Origin of the sequence: Paraburkholderia sp., from assembly GCF_004298475.1 — a bacterium.
In the GTDB taxonomy this organism is placed as follows: domain Bacteria; phylum Pseudomonadota; class Gammaproteobacteria; order Burkholderiales; family Burkholderiaceae; genus Paraburkholderia; species Paraburkholderia denitrificans.
Genome location: NZ_SCRP01000002.1, coordinates 63,382 through 78,570, shown reverse-complemented (window position 1 = coordinate 78,570; position 15,189 = coordinate 63,382). Strand labels below are relative to the sequence as shown.

General features: G+C 62.5%; 13 protein-coding genes. 10 read left to right on the top strand and 3 right to left on the bottom strand.

The genetic code is table 11. The annotated features are described in order from the left end of the window. Positions 1–14: 14 nt before the first annotated feature. Together EPN59_RS00515 and EPN59_RS00510 are read left to right on the top strand one after the other, a co-directional pair. Complete coding sequence (locus EPN59_RS00515) at positions 15–944, top strand: ABC transporter permease (protein ID WP_293041475.1); 930 nt, start codon at positions 15–17, stop codon at positions 942–944. Between the two features lie 109 nt (positions 945–1,053). After that, positions 1,054–2,085 (top strand): BMP family ABC transporter substrate-binding protein, encoded by a 1,032-nt coding sequence (locus EPN59_RS00510; protein WP_293041543.1) that lies wholly within the window; start codon positions 1,054–1,056, stop codon positions 2,083–2,085. A 133-nt stretch (positions 2,086–2,218) separates the two neighbouring features. Here EPN59_RS00510 and EPN59_RS00505 read toward each other — a convergent pair whose 3' ends face one another. Beyond that, the gene (locus EPN59_RS00505) at positions 2,219–2,428 is read right to left on the bottom strand and encodes a dodecin (protein ID WP_293041478.1); all 210 of its coding nucleotides are present in this window, start codon (positions 2,426–2,428) and stop codon (positions 2,219–2,221) included. Between the two features lie 129 nt (positions 2,429–2,557). On the opposite strand from EPN59_RS00505, the gene EPN59_RS00500 reads away from it, so the two are divergent. From EPN59_RS00500 to EPN59_RS00485, 4 genes are all read left to right on the top strand, one after another. Then, the gene (locus EPN59_RS00500; protein WP_293041546.1) at positions 2,558–3,478 is read left to right on the top strand and encodes an NAD(P)-dependent oxidoreductase; all 921 of its coding nucleotides are present in this window, start codon (positions 2,558–2,560) and stop codon (positions 3,476–3,478) included. 253 nt (positions 3,479–3,731) lie between these two features. Beyond that, on the top strand, positions 3,732–5,324 hold the full coding sequence (locus EPN59_RS00495) for an ABC-F family ATPase (protein WP_293041481.1): 1,593 nt from the start codon (positions 3,732–3,734) through the stop codon (positions 5,322–5,324). Between the two features lie 502 nt (positions 5,325–5,826). Continuing rightward, positions 5,827–7,017, top strand: a complete 1,191-nt coding sequence (locus EPN59_RS00490; RefSeq protein WP_293041484.1) for a nitronate monooxygenase family protein — start codon at positions 5,827–5,829, stop codon at positions 7,015–7,017. A gap of 82 nt (positions 7,018–7,099) precedes the next feature. Then, a complete protein-coding gene (locus EPN59_RS00485; RefSeq protein ID WP_293041487.1) occupies positions 7,100–7,762 on the top strand; it encodes an OmpW family outer membrane protein in 663 nt (220 codons plus the stop codon). Positions 7,763–7,824: 62 nt separating this feature from the next. On the opposite strand, the gene EPN59_RS00480 is transcribed toward EPN59_RS00485, so the two are convergent. After that, positions 7,825–8,028 carry a DUF1289 domain-containing protein gene (locus tag EPN59_RS00480; RefSeq protein ID WP_293041490.1) on the bottom strand — a complete coding sequence of 68 codons (204 nt, stop codon included), beginning with the start codon at positions 8,026–8,028 and terminating at the stop codon, positions 7,825–7,827. 532 nt (positions 8,029–8,560) lie between these two features. Here EPN59_RS00480 and EPN59_RS00475 point away from each other — a divergent pair. The 4 genes from EPN59_RS00475 to EPN59_RS00460 all read left to right on the top strand — a co-directional run bounded on the left by EPN59_RS00475 (position 8,561) and on the right by EPN59_RS00460 (position 12,668). Next, positions 8,561–9,661 (top strand): polyamine ABC transporter substrate-binding protein, encoded by a 1,101-nt coding sequence (locus EPN59_RS00475; RefSeq protein ID WP_293041493.1) that lies wholly within the window; start codon positions 8,561–8,563, stop codon positions 9,659–9,661. A 102-nt stretch (positions 9,662–9,763) separates the two neighbouring features. Continuing rightward, on the top strand, positions 9,764–10,924 hold the full coding sequence (potA, locus tag EPN59_RS00470; protein WP_293041496.1) for a polyamine ABC transporter ATP-binding protein: 1,161 nt from the start codon (positions 9,764–9,766) through the stop codon (positions 10,922–10,924). Next, positions 10,921–11,853 (top strand): ABC transporter permease subunit, encoded by a 933-nt coding sequence (locus EPN59_RS00465; RefSeq protein WP_293041499.1) that lies wholly within the window; start codon positions 10,921–10,923, stop codon positions 11,851–11,853. The genes potA and EPN59_RS00465 overlap by 4 nt, the downstream gene beginning before the upstream one ends. Next, positions 11,850–12,668: an ABC transporter permease subunit gene (locus EPN59_RS00460; protein WP_293041501.1), complete on the top strand. Its 819-nt coding sequence runs from the start codon at positions 11,850–11,852 to the stop codon at positions 12,666–12,668. The genes EPN59_RS00465 and EPN59_RS00460 overlap by 4 nt, the downstream gene beginning before the upstream one ends. Positions 12,669–12,789: 121 nt before the next feature. Here EPN59_RS00460 and EPN59_RS00455 read toward each other — a convergent pair whose 3' ends face one another. Beyond that, a complete protein-coding gene (locus EPN59_RS00455; RefSeq protein WP_293041504.1) occupies positions 12,790–15,024 on the bottom strand; it encodes a phosphocholine-specific phospholipase C in 2,235 nt (744 codons plus the stop codon). Between the last annotated feature and the right edge of the window lie 165 nt (positions 15,025–15,189).

Below are 15,189 nucleotides of genomic sequence, written 5' to 3'. Positions count from 1 at the left end.
TCGGGCATAACGACATGGATATCCAGCAAGCCAGCTCGCTCACGTCGAGCGCCGTGACGGCCGCTATCCCGCTCATGTTCGCGGGCATCGGCGAACTCGTGACCGAGAAGTCGGGCGTGCTCAACCTCGGCGTCGAAGGGATGATGCTGATGGGCGCGGTGAGCGGCTACGCAACCACGACCGTGACCGGCAGCCCGTGGCTCGGGCTCGTTGCGGCGATCGTGGCGGGCATGGCGATGGCGCTGCTCTTCGGCTTTCTCACGCTCACGATGCTCGCCAACCAGGTGGCCACGGGGCTTTCTCTCACGATTTTCGGCGTGGGCCTTTCGGCGTATGTCGGCAAGCCGTACACGTCGGCGGCGAGCCTCGCGACCATCGCCGCCTGGCCGATTCCCGGGCTCTCGCATCTGCCGGTCGTCGGCTCCGCGCTGTTCAACAACACGCCGATCGACTATCTCGCATTCCTGATGTTCGTCGTCGTCGGCTGGTTTCTGTACCGCACGCGCGCCGGGCTCGTGCTGCGCTCGGTCGGCGAGTCGCCGCAGGTCGCGCACTCGGTGGGTTTCCCCGTGATCGGCGTGCGCTACGGCGCGACGCTGTTCGGCGGCGCGATGGCGGGCCTCGCGGGCGGCTACTACTCGGTCGTCCAGTTGCACCTGTGGCAGGAGCAGATCACCGCGGGCCGCGGCTGGATCGCGCTCGCGCTCGTCGTGTTCGCCACCTGGCGGCCGGGGCGTCTGCTGATCGGCGCGCTGCTCTTCGGCGCGGTGACCGGGCTGCAGTTCTATGCGCAGGCCATCGGCGTGCCGGTGCCGACGCCGTTCCTCGCCATGCTGCCGTACGTCGCGACGATCGTCGTGCTGGTCCTGATTTCGCGCAACTCGAACACGATTCGCCTGAACGCGCCGGCCTCGCTCGGCAAGCCGTTCTTCGGCGCCGCTTGATAGTCCAACTTGATACTCCATCGAAAACACAATATTCCCCATCCAGAACAGGAGATCCACGATGAAAAAAACCATCCTGACGGCGGTCACCGTCGCCGCCGCGTGCGGCATGGCGGCGCTCGTGCCGTCGGCCAAAGCAGCCGATGTGCCGGGCGTTGCGTTCGTCTACATCGGCAATCCGGGTGATGCCGGCTGGACGTTCGCGCACGATCAGGGCTCGCGCGTGGCCGAGACGAAGTTCGGCGACAAGATCACCCGCATCGAGAACGTGCCGGAATCGGCTGACTCGGAACGCGTGTTCCGCGATCTCGCGAACAAGGGCAACAAGATCATTTTCGCCACGAGCTTCGGCTATCAGGATTTCGCACTGAAGGTTGCGAAGGACTTCCCGGACGTCACGTTCCTGCACGCGACCGGCTACAAGAAGGCCCCGAACTTCGGCACCTATGACGTGCGCATGTACCAGGGCGCGTACCTCGCGGGCGTCGCAGCAGGCTATGCGACGAAGACGAACACGCTCGGCTTCGTGGCGTCGGTGCCGATCCCCGAAGTGGTGCGCAACATCAACGCGTACACGCTCGGCGCGCGCTCGGTGAACCCGAAGGTCCACACGAAGGTCATCTGGATCAACAGCTGGTTCGATCCGGGCAAGGAAAAGCAGGCGGCGGAAACGCTGATCGGCCAGGGCGCCGACGTGCTGCTCCAGAACACCGATTCGAGCGCGACGCTCGCGACGGCTGAAGCGAAGAAGGTCCACGCGTTCGGCTGGGATTCGAACATGCAGAAGTTCGGCCCGCACGCGCACCTCGGCTCGGTCGAGGCGAACTGGGGCGTCTATTACGTCAACGCCATCCAGCAGGTGACGGACGGCAAGTGGAAGAACGACCCGGTGTGGTGGGGCATCCCGCAGAAAGCGGTCGATCTGGGCGACGTGAACACGTCCGCGCTCCCGGCTGACGCCGTGAAGGCCGTCGCTGCGAAGCGTGCAGCAATCGCGGGCGGCAAGTGGGACGTCTTCTCGGGCCCGATCAAGGACCAGACGGGCGCAGTGAAGGTGCCGGCGGGCAAGACGCTGACCGACACGGAACTGCAGCGCCTGAACTGGTACGTCGAAGGCGTCGACGGCTCGCTGCCGAAGTAAGCAGACGCAGCCTGCATGCGCATGCGGCCGCGCGTAGCCTTAGGGCTCGCGCGGCCGTTTTTGTTTGCGGCGCGCCCGGGTTGTGCCTGGGTTGAACCCGGGTTGAACCCGGGCGGCGCGGCGGCTGCGTCCCTCAATCGTCGATACGCAGCCCGACCTTGATCGTCACCTGCCAGCGCGTGATCTTGTCGTCCTCGACGAGGCCGCGTGTCTCGGTCACCTCGAACCAGTGCAGATTTCGCAGCGTCTTCGAGGCACGGGCAATCGCGCAACGGACGGCGTCGTCGCTCGATTCGGTGGACGAGCCGGTCAGTTCGATCTGCTTGTAGACGTGATCGTTCATGATGCTGTCTCCTCATGGTCCGCGGGTAGGTCAATCGAGTATAGGCAATCGCGGCCCGGTATCATGACGCTCCGCGCCGCACACGGCGCGATGGGCGAACGACGCGGGAGGCGGTCAATGATGGACAGGCTGGAACTGGGGTTTTGCGGACCGGGGCTGATAGGGGCGCCGATGATCCGCCATCTGCTGGGCGCGGGTCATGCGGTGCGCGTGTGGAACCGCACGCGCGAAAAAGCCGAGGCGCTCGTCGCCGACGGCGCGCACGTTGCCGCGGCGCCACGCGAACTGGCGCAGCACGCTGAAATCGTGCTGCTGTGCGTCGCCGATGCGGCGGCGGTCGAAGCGGTCGTGTTCGGCGCTGACGGGCTGCTCGGTGCGCAGTTGGGCGCGCAGTCGAACGACGGGGGCGATCCGGCGGGCCGGACGCGCGTGCGCTGCATTGTCGACCATTCGAGCATTCCGCCCGACGCCACGCGCGCGCTTGCCGCGCGGGCAGCGGCGCGCGGTGTCGGCTGGGTCGATGCGCCGGTCTCGGGCGGCGTGGCCGGCGCGCAGGCGGGCATGCTCGCGGTTATGGCGGGTGGCGCGGACGCCGACATCGCACGGGTCGTGCCGATTCTCGACGCGTATTCGGCGCGTGTCACGCACATGGGGGCGGTAGGTGCGGGCCAGACGACCAAGCTGTGCAATCAGGCGATCGTCACGGCGACGGTGGCCGCGATTGCCGAAGCGGTGAGTCTCGCACGGCGCAGCGGCATCGATGCCGCGAGGCTGCCGGAGGCGCTCGCGGGCGGCTGGGCCGACTCGGCGCTGCTGCGCACGTTCGTGCCCCGCATGACGCAGGACGGGCTCGATCCGATCGGCGCGCTAAAAACGTTCCAGAAGGACGTCGACACGATTGCCGCCGCCGCGCAGCAGACCGGCACGCCGATGCCCGTTTCCGGCACGGTTCAGCAGTTGCTGCGGCTCGGTGCGGCGATGGGACTCGCACAGGCCGATCTTTCGGGCTTCATCGACGTGTTGCAGACGCCGCGTAGCATCGCGCGGTGACGTGCTGTGGCAGTGGCGGGGCGGGCGGTTACGATCCGGCCCCGTGCGCCGCTGTGCTGGTTTCCGTGTTTGTTTCTGTATTCGTCGTCGGGCTTGTCGTTGCGGCTTTGCCATGCCGTTTTTCCGCGACGCACCTGCATCGCTTCCGGTTCGCACGCGGCTTGCGGCTCGTGCCGGGGTATCAGGTGCCCGCGAACTAGCATAACCTGATAAAATTACAGGTTTTTCGTCGATCTACTTTCAGGGGCGCGCTGTGCTCTCTACCGCCAACATCACCATGCAATTCGGGCCGAAGCCCTTGTTCGAGAACATCTCGGTCAAATTCGGCGAAGGCAACCGCTATGGCCTGATCGGCGCGAACGGTTGCGGCAAGTCCACGTTCATGAAGATCCTGGGCGGCGACCTCGAACAGAGTTCGGGCACCGTCGTGCTGGAGCCGAACGTGCGTCTGGGCAAGCTGCGCCAGGACCAGTTCGCCTACGAGGACGTGCGCGTGCTCGACGTCGTCATGATGGGCCACACCGAAATGTGGGCCGCGATGTCCGAGCGCGATGCGATCTACGCGAACCCCGAGGCCACGGACGACGACTACATGGCGGCGGCCGATCTCGAAACGAAGTTCGCGGAATACGACGGCTACACGGCCGAAGCGCGCGCGGGCGAGCTGCTGCTGGGCATCGGCATCGGCACCGAGTTCCACAACGGCCCGATGAACGCCGTCGCGCCGGGCTGGAAGCTGCGCGTGCTGCTCGCGCAGGCGCTGTTCTCGAAGCCCGACGTGCTGCTGCTCGACGAACCGACGAACAACCTCGACATCAACTCGATCCGCTGGCTGGAAGATGTTCTGAACGAGTACAACTCGACGATGATCATCATCTCGCACGATCGTCACTTCCTGAACCAGGTCTGCACGCACATGGCGGACATGGATTACGGCACGTTGAAGGTCTATCCGGGCAACTACGACGACTACATGCTCGCGTCGGCGCAGGCGCGCGAGCGCCAGGCCGCGGCGAACGCCAAGGCGAAGGAGCGCGTGGCGGACCTGCAGGACTTCGTGCGCCGCTTCTCGGCGAACAAGTCGAAGGCGCGCCAGGCCACCAGCCGCCTGAAGATGATCGACAAGATCAAGATCGAGGAATTCAAGCCTTCGTCGCGCCAGAACCCGTTCATCCGTTTCGAGTTCGAAAAGAAGCTGCACAACATCGTCGTGGTGGCCGAAGAGATCACGAAGCAGTACGACCGTACGATCTTCAGGAAATTCGGCATCAGCGTGCAGCCGGGCGAGCGGATCGCGATCATCGGCGAGAACGGCGCGGGCAAGACCACGCTGCTGCGCTCGCTGCTCGGCAGCCTGGCGCTCGACGGCGGCTCGGTGAAGTGGGCCGAGAACGCGAACGTCGGCTATATGCCGCAGGACACGTACGAAGAGTTTCCGGGCGACGTCACGCTGATGGACTGGATCGACCAGTACCGCCAGGAAGGCGACGACGAGCAATCGGTGCGCGGCACGCTCGGCCGTCTGCTCTTCAACGCGGACGACATCAGGAAGTCGGTGAAGGTGCTCTCGGGCGGCGAGAAGGGCCGCATGATCTGGGGCAAGCTGATGCTCGGCCGCCACAACGTGCTGCTCATGGACGAGCCGACCAACCACATGGACATGGAGTCGATCGAGTCGCTGCAGATCGCGCTCGAGAAGTTCGAAGGCACGCTGATCTTCGTGTCGCACGACCGCGAGTTCGTGAATGGTCTGGCCAATCGCGTCATCGAAGTGAAGACGGACGGCACGATCAACGATTACAGCGGCAACTACGAGGACTTCCTTGCTAGCCAGGGGCTGCATTGAGCAACCGTGCGCTGGCCGGGTGAACGCCACGCGGGCGGCGCGAAAGCGTCGCCCGTTTTTTGTATGCGCGTGAAACGTCAGTCAGTTGCGGCTGCAACCAGCATTGATGGCGGGCGGAGGGGATTGCGGGGCGCGGCTTAACGGCGCATGTGTCATGCGGCAGTGTGGCGCGGCGAGTGAAGAAACGGGCCGGTCGGCATCGACGCCGTCATGTGAAAAATTGCCGCGCCGCTCGGCGGCTGCAAGTAGTCAGGCAAGGGCCGGGAGAGCGGGAAATACGGCCTGGAAGCGTATCTGGAATTCGAATCGACGCAGTTCAAAGCCCCAGATTCTGATCGCAAGTGGCTTTGGTGTCGGTGCAAATATTTTCGTGCGTCGTGTTGATTGACATCACGCGAAGAAGTGTTACTGCGACAGTCTGTGCACTTGCTTGATGGTTATCAATATCATATGTTGGCAGCGCGCGACCATTCTAACTTTGTTACATACCACGCAGGTCATTATGTTCCCTAACCACTCCTTCGCTCCGCTCCAGATTCGAGGCCGCCGGCTGCTGCCGGTCGTCCAGGGCGGCATGGGCGTCGGCATTTCCGCGCACCGCCTGGCGGGCAGCGTCGCCCGCGAGGGCGCAGTCGGCACCATTGCGAGCATCGACCTGCGTCACCATCACGCCGATCTCCTCGAAGAATGCCGTGCCAACCCCGGCCATGACACGCTGGCTAACGCGAACCTGACCGCGCTCGGGCGCGAGATCGAGGCGGCGCGCAAGTTGAGCGACGGCAACGGCATGATCGCGGTGAATGTGATGAAGGCGGTCGCTGCGCACGCAGACTACGTGCGCTCTGCCTGCGAGAACGGCGCCGATGCGATCGTCATGGGCGCGGGTCTGCCGCTCGACCTGCCGGAGCTCACGCAGGGATGCGATATCGCGCTGATCCCGATTTTGTCGGACTCGCGCGGCGTCGCGCTCATCCTCAAGAAGTGGATCAAGAAAGGCCGGTTGCCGGACGCTATCGTCATCGAGCATCCCGCTCATGCGGGCGGCCACCTCGGCGTCACGTCCATCGAAGACATGGGCAACGAGCGCTTCGAGTTCGGCCGCATCCTGGCAGAACTCGAAGAGGTCTATAAAACGCTGGGCATTACGCGTGCCGATGTGCCGCTGATCGTCGCAGGCGGCATCAACAGCCACGAGGCAGTGCGAAAATGGCTCGAAGCAGGCGCAAGTGGCGTGCAGGTGGGTACGCCGTTCGCCGTGACGGAGGAGGGCGATGCACATCCCAACTTCAAGCGCGTGCTTGCCGATGCGAAGCCTGAAGATATCGTCGAGTTCGTCAGCGTGACGGGACTGCCCGCACGTGCCGTCAAGACGCCGTGGCTCGAGCGCTATCTGCGCAACGAATCGCGCGTGCGCGCGAAGATCGGTTCGCTCAAGCTCGCATGTCCCACCACGCTGGAATGTCTGACGGCGTGCGGCTTGCGTGACGGTATCGAAAAGTTCGGCCACTTCTGTATCGATACGCGTCTTGCTGCCGCACTGCGCGGTGATGTGGCGAATGGTCTCTTCTTCCGCGGCCGCGAATCATTGCCGTTTGGCAATGCAATTCGCAGCGTGCGCGATCTCCTCGAATTGCTTCTGACAGGAGTGACGCGGCCTGCGGTCGCATGCCGTGCGGCGTTTGCCCTGACTTGATCTGACTCAATCCCGTAACGTGGTATGTCCCTGAAAATAATAAGGTCTTTTAACGAGACCAAAGAAAACAGGGCTTACCACAATGAAAAATTGCATCAAAACTCTCGCAGCTACGGCTGCACTGGTCCTTGGGACTACTACGTTTGCAGCAGCACCGGCCATGGCGGCCGACGCATCGGGACCCGTTCGCACTGGCCTCGCTGCAGGTGACTGGCTCGTGCGCCTGCGGGCGATAAGCATCATCCCGCAGACCAGCGCGAGCGGAACACTCGACGGACTTCACGCGCAAGTCAACAATTCGATCGTGCCGGAACTCGACTTCACGTACATGGTGACGAGCAGCATCGGCGCTGAACTGATTCTTGGCACGTCGCGCAATCAGGTTACGTCGAGGATCGGTAACCTTGGCGGTGTTGGCGTGCTGCCGCCGACGCTCTTGCTGCAGTACCACTTCAATCACGCAGGCAAGGTGCGGCCGTACGTCGGCGCGGGCTTGAACTACACGCTGTTCTACAACAACGGTCTGCATGCAGGCGCCGGTGGTCCGCGGGTTTCCATCGGGAACGACAGCTTCGGTCCGGCGCTGCAAGCCGGTATCGACATCGACGTCACGAAGCGGGTGTTCGTGAACGCCGACATCAAGAAGATCTGGATGCGCACGGATGCATCGGCCGGCGGAGCGTCGCTCGGCATGCTGAGGATCGATCCGCTCATCGTCGGTGTCGGTGTCGGTATGCGCTTCTGAGGCACACGCACCATGCAAAAAGCGTCGGCTATGTCCGGCGCTTTTTTTTCGTGGGCTGCGAATCAGGTGCGGTTTTTCTGGAAGCGCATTGCCGTGCCTTCACGCTCGATGCGTTCCCAAACCGCACGCTTCTCTTCGTCGGTCATGAAGACCCAGTTGGAGACTTCCATCGCCGTGCGGCCACAGCCTTTGCAGATTTCGTCGAAAAGGGTGGAACAGACGCCTATGCACGGGCTGTCCGGAAGATCGTGGAGGTTGGATGCCATCGAAGGAGCCTTGAATGGAGCGGCGAGCATCGGTGCAATGAACCGGGCCCGGCCGTCCACGGATGAAAACCCCGTTATGTTAGCCGATACCGGCGCGGGCCCGGTTCATTGCTTCCGAAGCCCGACTGGCATCGCCCGGTACGCATGCAGCGCCTTGCCCGCGTTTGGTGTGTGCGCCCGTGTGAAAGGTTCGTCCATGAGCCAGTCGCTCTGTCGAGAAATATCGGGGATGTAGCAGGGCGGCGCCCGCTGTGCCAGGGCTTCGAGGCCGCGCGCCGGGCGGCGCGTCGCACGAAAACAGCACGGACCGAATTTTTGATGGACACGTGCGCAGAACGGGCTAAAATTGCGCGCGATTTACCTTCAGACCAGGCGCTTGCGCGGGGCTGTCCCGTTTGCGCGACAGGGCGGCGTTTTCTTTGTCGTCTAACATGTTTGATGGTAGGTTTCGTAAATCTCAGGGGGGCCGCGCCTGGCGCGGCATGATGCGAGGCACACGGCCGGCGCGGGCTGGCCAGGATCGGAGAACGGAATGAAAAGACAGGTGGTGACACGACTGGCCGCGCTGGCGCTTTGCGCGGCGCCGTGGGTGGCGTCGGTGGCGAAGGATACGCAACTGAACGTGTACAACTGGTCCGACTACATCGCCTCCGACACGATTCCGAACTTCACCAGACAATCCGGCATCAAGGTCAAGTACGACAACTACGACAGCGACGACACGTTGCAGGCCAAGCTCCTCGCGGGCAATTCGGGCTACGACATCGTTGTGCCGACCAGCAACTACGCGGGCAAGCAGATTGCCGCCGGCATTTTCGCGCCGCTCGACAAGTCGAAGATCCCCAATCTGAAGTACCTCGATCCCCAGTTGATGGCGCTTGTCGCGGGCGCGGATCCGGGCAACAAGTTCGCGGTGCCCTGGGCGTACGGCACGACCGGCCTCGCGTACAACGTGACCAAGGCGCAGCAGATTCTCGGCAAGGACGTGCCGCTCAACAACTGGGACATCCTCTTCAAGCCGGAGAACATTTCGAAGCTGAAGTCGTGTGGCGTCTCCGTGCTCGATGCGCCTGACCAGATGTTCGCGGCCGCGCTGCACTACATCGGCAAGGATCCGATGTCGACGAATCCCGAAGACTATCGCGCCGCGCTCGCGATGATGAAGAAGATCCGTCCGTACATCACGCAGTTCAACTCGTCGGGTTATATCAACGATCTGGTCGGCGGCGACATCTGCTTTGCCTACGGCTGGTCCGGCGACGTCGTGATCGCCAAGCACCGCACGATCGAGGCGAAGAAGCCGTACAAGATCGAGTACTTCATCCCGAAGGGCGGCGCGCCGATCTGGTTCGACGTGATGGTGATTCCGAAGGACGCGCAGCACAAGGACGCCGCGCACGAGTGGATCAACTACATCGAGACGCCGCAGGTTCATGCCGCCATCACGAACGCGGTCTACTATCCGAGCGCGAATGCAGAAGCGCGCAAGTACGTGAACAAGGACATCGCGAACGATCCGGCCGTCTATCCGCCGCCGGAAGTCCTGAAGACACTGTTCCTGCTCAAGCCGCTGCCGCCTGAGGTCCAGCGTCTGCAGACGCGCCTGTGGACCGAGTTCAAATCGGGCCGCTAAGGCGAGCCCCGACCGCCAGCCTGTTCCCCCGAGCCCCCGACACACTGCCGGGGGCTTTGTTCGTCAACACCCGTCCAGCGATAAGGCAGGGCAGAGAGAATCATGAGTGACCAATCGAGCGCGCCGGCTGCGACCGGTGCGCTGCCTTCGGGCTCATCCACCGCAGGGACTTCTGCGGATAACTTCGTGCAGGTCATCGACGTCGTCAAGAAGTTCGGCGAGACAGCCGCTGTAAAGAACGTCAGCCTTTCGGTCAAAAAGGGCGAACTGTTTGCGCTTCTCGGCAGCTCGGGCTGCGGCAAGTCCACACTGCTGCGCATGCTCGCGGGTCTCGAAACCGTGACCTCGGGCAAGATCCTGATCGACGGGGAAGATCTCGCGGCGCTGCCGCCGTATCGTCGGCCGGTCAACATGATGTTCCAGTCGTACGCGCTCTTTCCGCATATGACGGTCGAGTCGAATGTCGGGTTCGGACTGCGCCAGGAAGGCGTGAAAAAGGGCGAGCTGACCGAGCGCGTCGCGGCGGCGCTCGAACTCGTGCAGATGTCGCGCTACGCGAAGCGCAAGCCGCATCAGCTTTCGGGCGGCCAGCAACAGCGCGTCGCGCTCGCGCGCTCGCTCGTGAAGCGTCCGAAGCTGCTGCTGCTCGACGAACCGATGTCCGCGCTCGACAAGCAGATTCGCCAGCGCACGCAGATCGAACTCGTGAACATTCTCGACCAGGTCGGCGTGACCTGCATCATGGTCACGCACGACCAGGAAGAGGCGATGACGATGGCGGGGCGCCTCGCCGTCATGAGCGAAGGCGAAATCGTCCAGCTCGGCACGCCGAACGAGGTCTATGAATTCCCGAACAGCCGCTTTTCGGCGGAGTTCATCGGCTCGACCAATCTCTTCAGCGGCGCGGTCGTCGAGGACGAACCCGATCACGTGTACGTCGATTCGCCGGATTTGTCCGTGCGTCTGTACGTGAGCCACGGCATTACCGGCCCGCTCGGCATGCCGGTGACGATTTCGGTGCGCCCCGAGCGCATCGCGCTCACGCGCAAGCCGCCCGAAGGCACCTACAACTGGGGACGCGGCGTCGTCATGAACGTTGCGTACATGGGCGGCTACTCGCTCTATCACGTCAAGCTCGATTCGGGCAAAACCGTGGTCGCGAATGTGTCGAGCCTCGCCATCTCCGAGATCGAGTCGCCCGGCTGGGGCGACGAAGTTTATGTGCGCTGGAGCGCGTCGGCAGGGGTGGTGCTGACGTCATGAGCGTGGTACTGAAGAAAATCGTAAGCTGGCCCATCAGGCGCTTCAACCTGACCGGCAGTACGGCGGTCGTGGCAGGACCGTTCATCTGGCTGTTGCTGTTTTTCCTCGTGCCGTTCATCCTGGTCGTGAAGATCAGCTTTGCGGACCAGCAGCTCGGCATTCCCCCGTATACCGAACTCGTCGCGTTTGCCGACGGCGTCGTGCATCTTGCGCTCGACCTGTCGCACTATGCGTTCCTGTTCCAGGACAGCCTGTACTTCGCGACGTACGTCAATTCGGTGATGGTGGCCGCGATCTCGACGCTGCTGTGTCTCTTGATCGGCTACCCGATGGCGTACTACATCGCCCGCTCGAATCCCGCCTCGCGCAACGTGCTGATGATGGCGGTGATGCTGCCGTTCTGGACTTCGTTCCTGATCCGGGTCTACGCGTGGATCGGCATCCTCAAGAACAACGGGCTGCTGAATAACTTTCTGATGTCGATCGGGCTGATTCATGCGCCGATCGAGCTTTATCACACGAACACGGCTGTTTATATCGGCATGGTTTATTCGTACCTGCCGTTTCTCGTGATGCCGCTTTACGCCCATCTCGTGAAGATGGATCTGACGCTGCTCGAAGCCGCCTACGATCTCGGCGCCAAGCCGTGGCGCGCGTTCGTCGAGATCACGCTGCCGTTGTCGAAGAACGGCATTATCGCGGGGTGTCTGCTCGTGTTCATTCCGGCGGTGGGCGAGTACGTGATTCCTGAACTGCTCGGCGGCGCGAATACACTGATGATCGGCCGCGTCATGTGGAACGAGTTCTTCGACAACGCCGACTGGCCGATGGCCTCCGCCGTGACCTGCGCGATGGTGCTGCTGCTGCTTGTGCCGATGGCGCTGTTCCAGCATTTTCAGGCGAAGGAACTGGAGGGCCGCGGCCGATGAAAACCAATCCGGTTTTGCGGTACATCGCGCTCGGCCTCGGCTTCGCGTTTCTCTACATCCCGATCATCAGCCTGATTGTTTTCTCGTTCAACGAGTCGAAACTCGTGACGGTGTGGACGCGCTTCTCGATACGCTGGTATCAGGCGCTCGTCACCGACGACGAACTCATCGCCGCCGCATGGCTATCGCTGCGCATCGGTTTGATGACCGCGTTCGCTTCGGTCGTGATCGGCACGTGGGCGGGCTTCGTGCTCGCACGCATGGGGCGTTTTCGCGGCTTTACACTCTACACCGGCATGATCAATGCGCCGCTCGTGATCCCCGAAGTCATTCAGGGCATTTCGCTGCTGCTGCTGTTCGTGGAAATGGGCAAGCTGATCGGCTGGCCCGCAGGGCGCGGCGTATTCACGATCTGGATCGGCCACGTGATGCTCTGCATCTCGTACGTGGCGATCATCGTGCAGTCGCGCGTGCGCGAACTGAACCCGTCGCTCGAAGAGGCTGCGCTCGACCTCGGCGCGACGCCGTTCAAGGTGTTCTTCACGATTACGCTGCCGCTTATTTCGCAGGCGCTGGCCGCGGGCTGGCTGCTGTCGTTCACGCTCTCGATCGACGACCTCGTGCTGTCCGCGTTCCTGTCCGGCCCGGGTTCGACGACGCTGCCGCTCGTCGTGTTCTCGCGCGTGCGTCTGGGCCTGAATCCGGAGATGAATGCACTCGCAACGCTCTTTATTCTCGTTGTGACGATCGGCGTCGTGGTGGGCAACTACTTTATGCAGCGCGCGGAGCGCAAGCGTATGGCGTTGGCCGTCTGAAGCAGGGCGTGCGCATACCCTGCTTCAGACGCAATGCATCGAGCGCAATGGGCTGAAAGTGAATGCCGCATGGGTGTTTCAAGTCTGACGCAGAAATCACTTTCGCAGCATCACCGCACCGTCACGACATACCCATTGCGGGATCGCTAATCGAATCCGTACTCGTTTCCACGCGTCCAGCGAAACGACGACGGAACAATGGGTCGCTGTCGCTACGTACCGCGAAATCGTACCATCGGCCGCTGTCGGCTAGTTGCCAGTGCAACAACGATTGCGCCTGCGCATCGATAGTCATGGTCCACGGTCCGTCGCGGCGATAGGCCAGCGACTCGACAGTGAACGTACACGGTGCTGTTCCCCGGTTGATGAGGTCAACGTAGATGTCGCCGTTTGCGATGTCATAGCAGACCCGAATCTCCGGATTCGGTGTCGCACCGGATAGATGACCGGTATCGCCTGTGAATTGCCGGTGGAAACCGTTGGGGCCGAGCACCCATAGATCGTAGCGTCCCTGGTTGTCTCGTCCTGCGTTCCATGTGTCATCCAACGTTTTCCCGGCCTCGACAACGTAGCGTCGCGGGAGCCTTCCGAGATTGTGGCGGTCGTACACGTGGAACACGGCGGCCTGTTTGCCGGAGTTCGCGAAGCGCAGTTCGACCATGCCTGAAGCGGCGACGCGCGCGCTGGTGTGCAGTTCGTACGGCAGCGCTCGCGATGGTCGAAGTCCGGTTGCCTGGATGGGCAAGCTCGTATCGACAGGCAAGGGCACGTCAGGTAGCGCAGCCTGCGCGTCGCGCAGTTGGTCGGCGGCCGCGCGCGTGCCACGTCCCGTCAGCTCGGGTAACCGCTCGGTATTGGGTGTCCGAAAGTTGAACGCGGTCGTCAGATCGCCGCATACCGCGCGACGATAAGGGCTAATGTTTGGCTCGTTCACACCAAAGCGCATTTCGAGGAAGCGCAGCACGGACGTGTGATCAAACACCTGCGAATTGACCCATCCGCCCCGGCTCCATGGCGACACGACGAATAGCGGCACGCGCGGCCCTGGACCAAACACCCGTCCGTCCGGTTTGGGCTGTAACGTGCTGCCGGCAGGAGCCGGCTGTGAGAAATATTCGAACGCCATGGCTTCGTCAGGCAATGTCGATTTACCCGCCAGCGTACCGTCCGGATTGCGCGATGGCGCGGAGGGGGACGGTACGTGATCGAAATAGCCGTCGTTCTCGTCGTAGTTGATCAGTAGCACAGTTTTGCTCCAGACCTCGGGATTCGCAGTGAGTGCGTCCAGCACCTCCTGGATGAACCACGCGCCCTGCACGGGACTCGACGGCCCCGGATGCTCGCAATAAATCGATGGGGCATTGATCCACGAGACTTGCGGTAATCGTCCTTCGAGCACGTCGCGGCGAAAGGCATTCAGATATTCGTCCGGTGATGCGCCTGGCAGCGTATTGGCGATTCCCTTGTAAAGAGGCGTCTTCGCATTGTCCGTTGCGCCGTCGTAAGCATGGTATGGCAGCGGCTGGCTCGTGATCCAGTAAGGGTTGCCCGGTGCGCCGCCGCTCGAAACCGGAAAGCCCGATTTCAGATTCGCACGCCGAAACGATACGAATGCCCCCAGCAAATTGTCGCCCCATTCGTCGGGCATGTTCTGGTAGCAGATCCAGCTGACACCGGCCGCCTCCAGGCGTTCTGCGTAGGTCGTCCACGTGAACCCGGTATCCTCAGTCCCGGGGAGACCTTCGAGCGCATTCCATTCGTTGTTCACAAATGCGGCGTTGACTGCGGTCGCGCCGTTGGTCCCCGTGAGGTGGAACGAGCGATTCGCATCCGTTCCCGTGTGCATCCCGCAGTGGTACGCGTCGCAGAGCGTGAACGCGTTTGCGAGTGCGAACTGAAATGGGATTTCCTGCTCCTTGAAATACCCCATCGACGTATCAGTTTTCGATTTCGGCCAGTTTGCCATTCGGCCGCCATCCCACGCGTCCTGACTATCTGCCCACGTGTGCGGAACGCCCGTGGTTCGTTGTGCATTATTGGCCGCACCGTCGAGGTGGTACGGCGTCAACAGCGCGCCGTTATCGCGTGCCTGCTGCCATACGCGACGCCCGTCCGGCAGCGGAATCGTGAAGCGATCACCAAAGCCGCGCACGCCTTTGAGCGTGCCGAAATAATGATCGAACGCGCGGTTCTCCTGCATCAGAATCACGACGTGCTCAACGTCGCGGATAGTGCCCGTCGAGTTGTTCGCCGGGATTGCGAGTGCACGGCGAATCGAGGCAGGAATACCAGCAAGGGTGGCCGTTGCGGCTGCACCGGTACCGGCGAGCTTCAGGAAATCACGTCTGCTGTTCATGTCGAATTACGGATCAAAGTGTGACGCGCTCACGGTGCGCAGCACAGGTTGGGTTTGGTCGTCGGCGATTGAACGCCTGCGCGACAATGTTTCGCAATACTATGCAATTAAATTGTCGGGATAATGACAGGCAAGGCGGGGATGTCGACGCTGTACCGGAGGGAG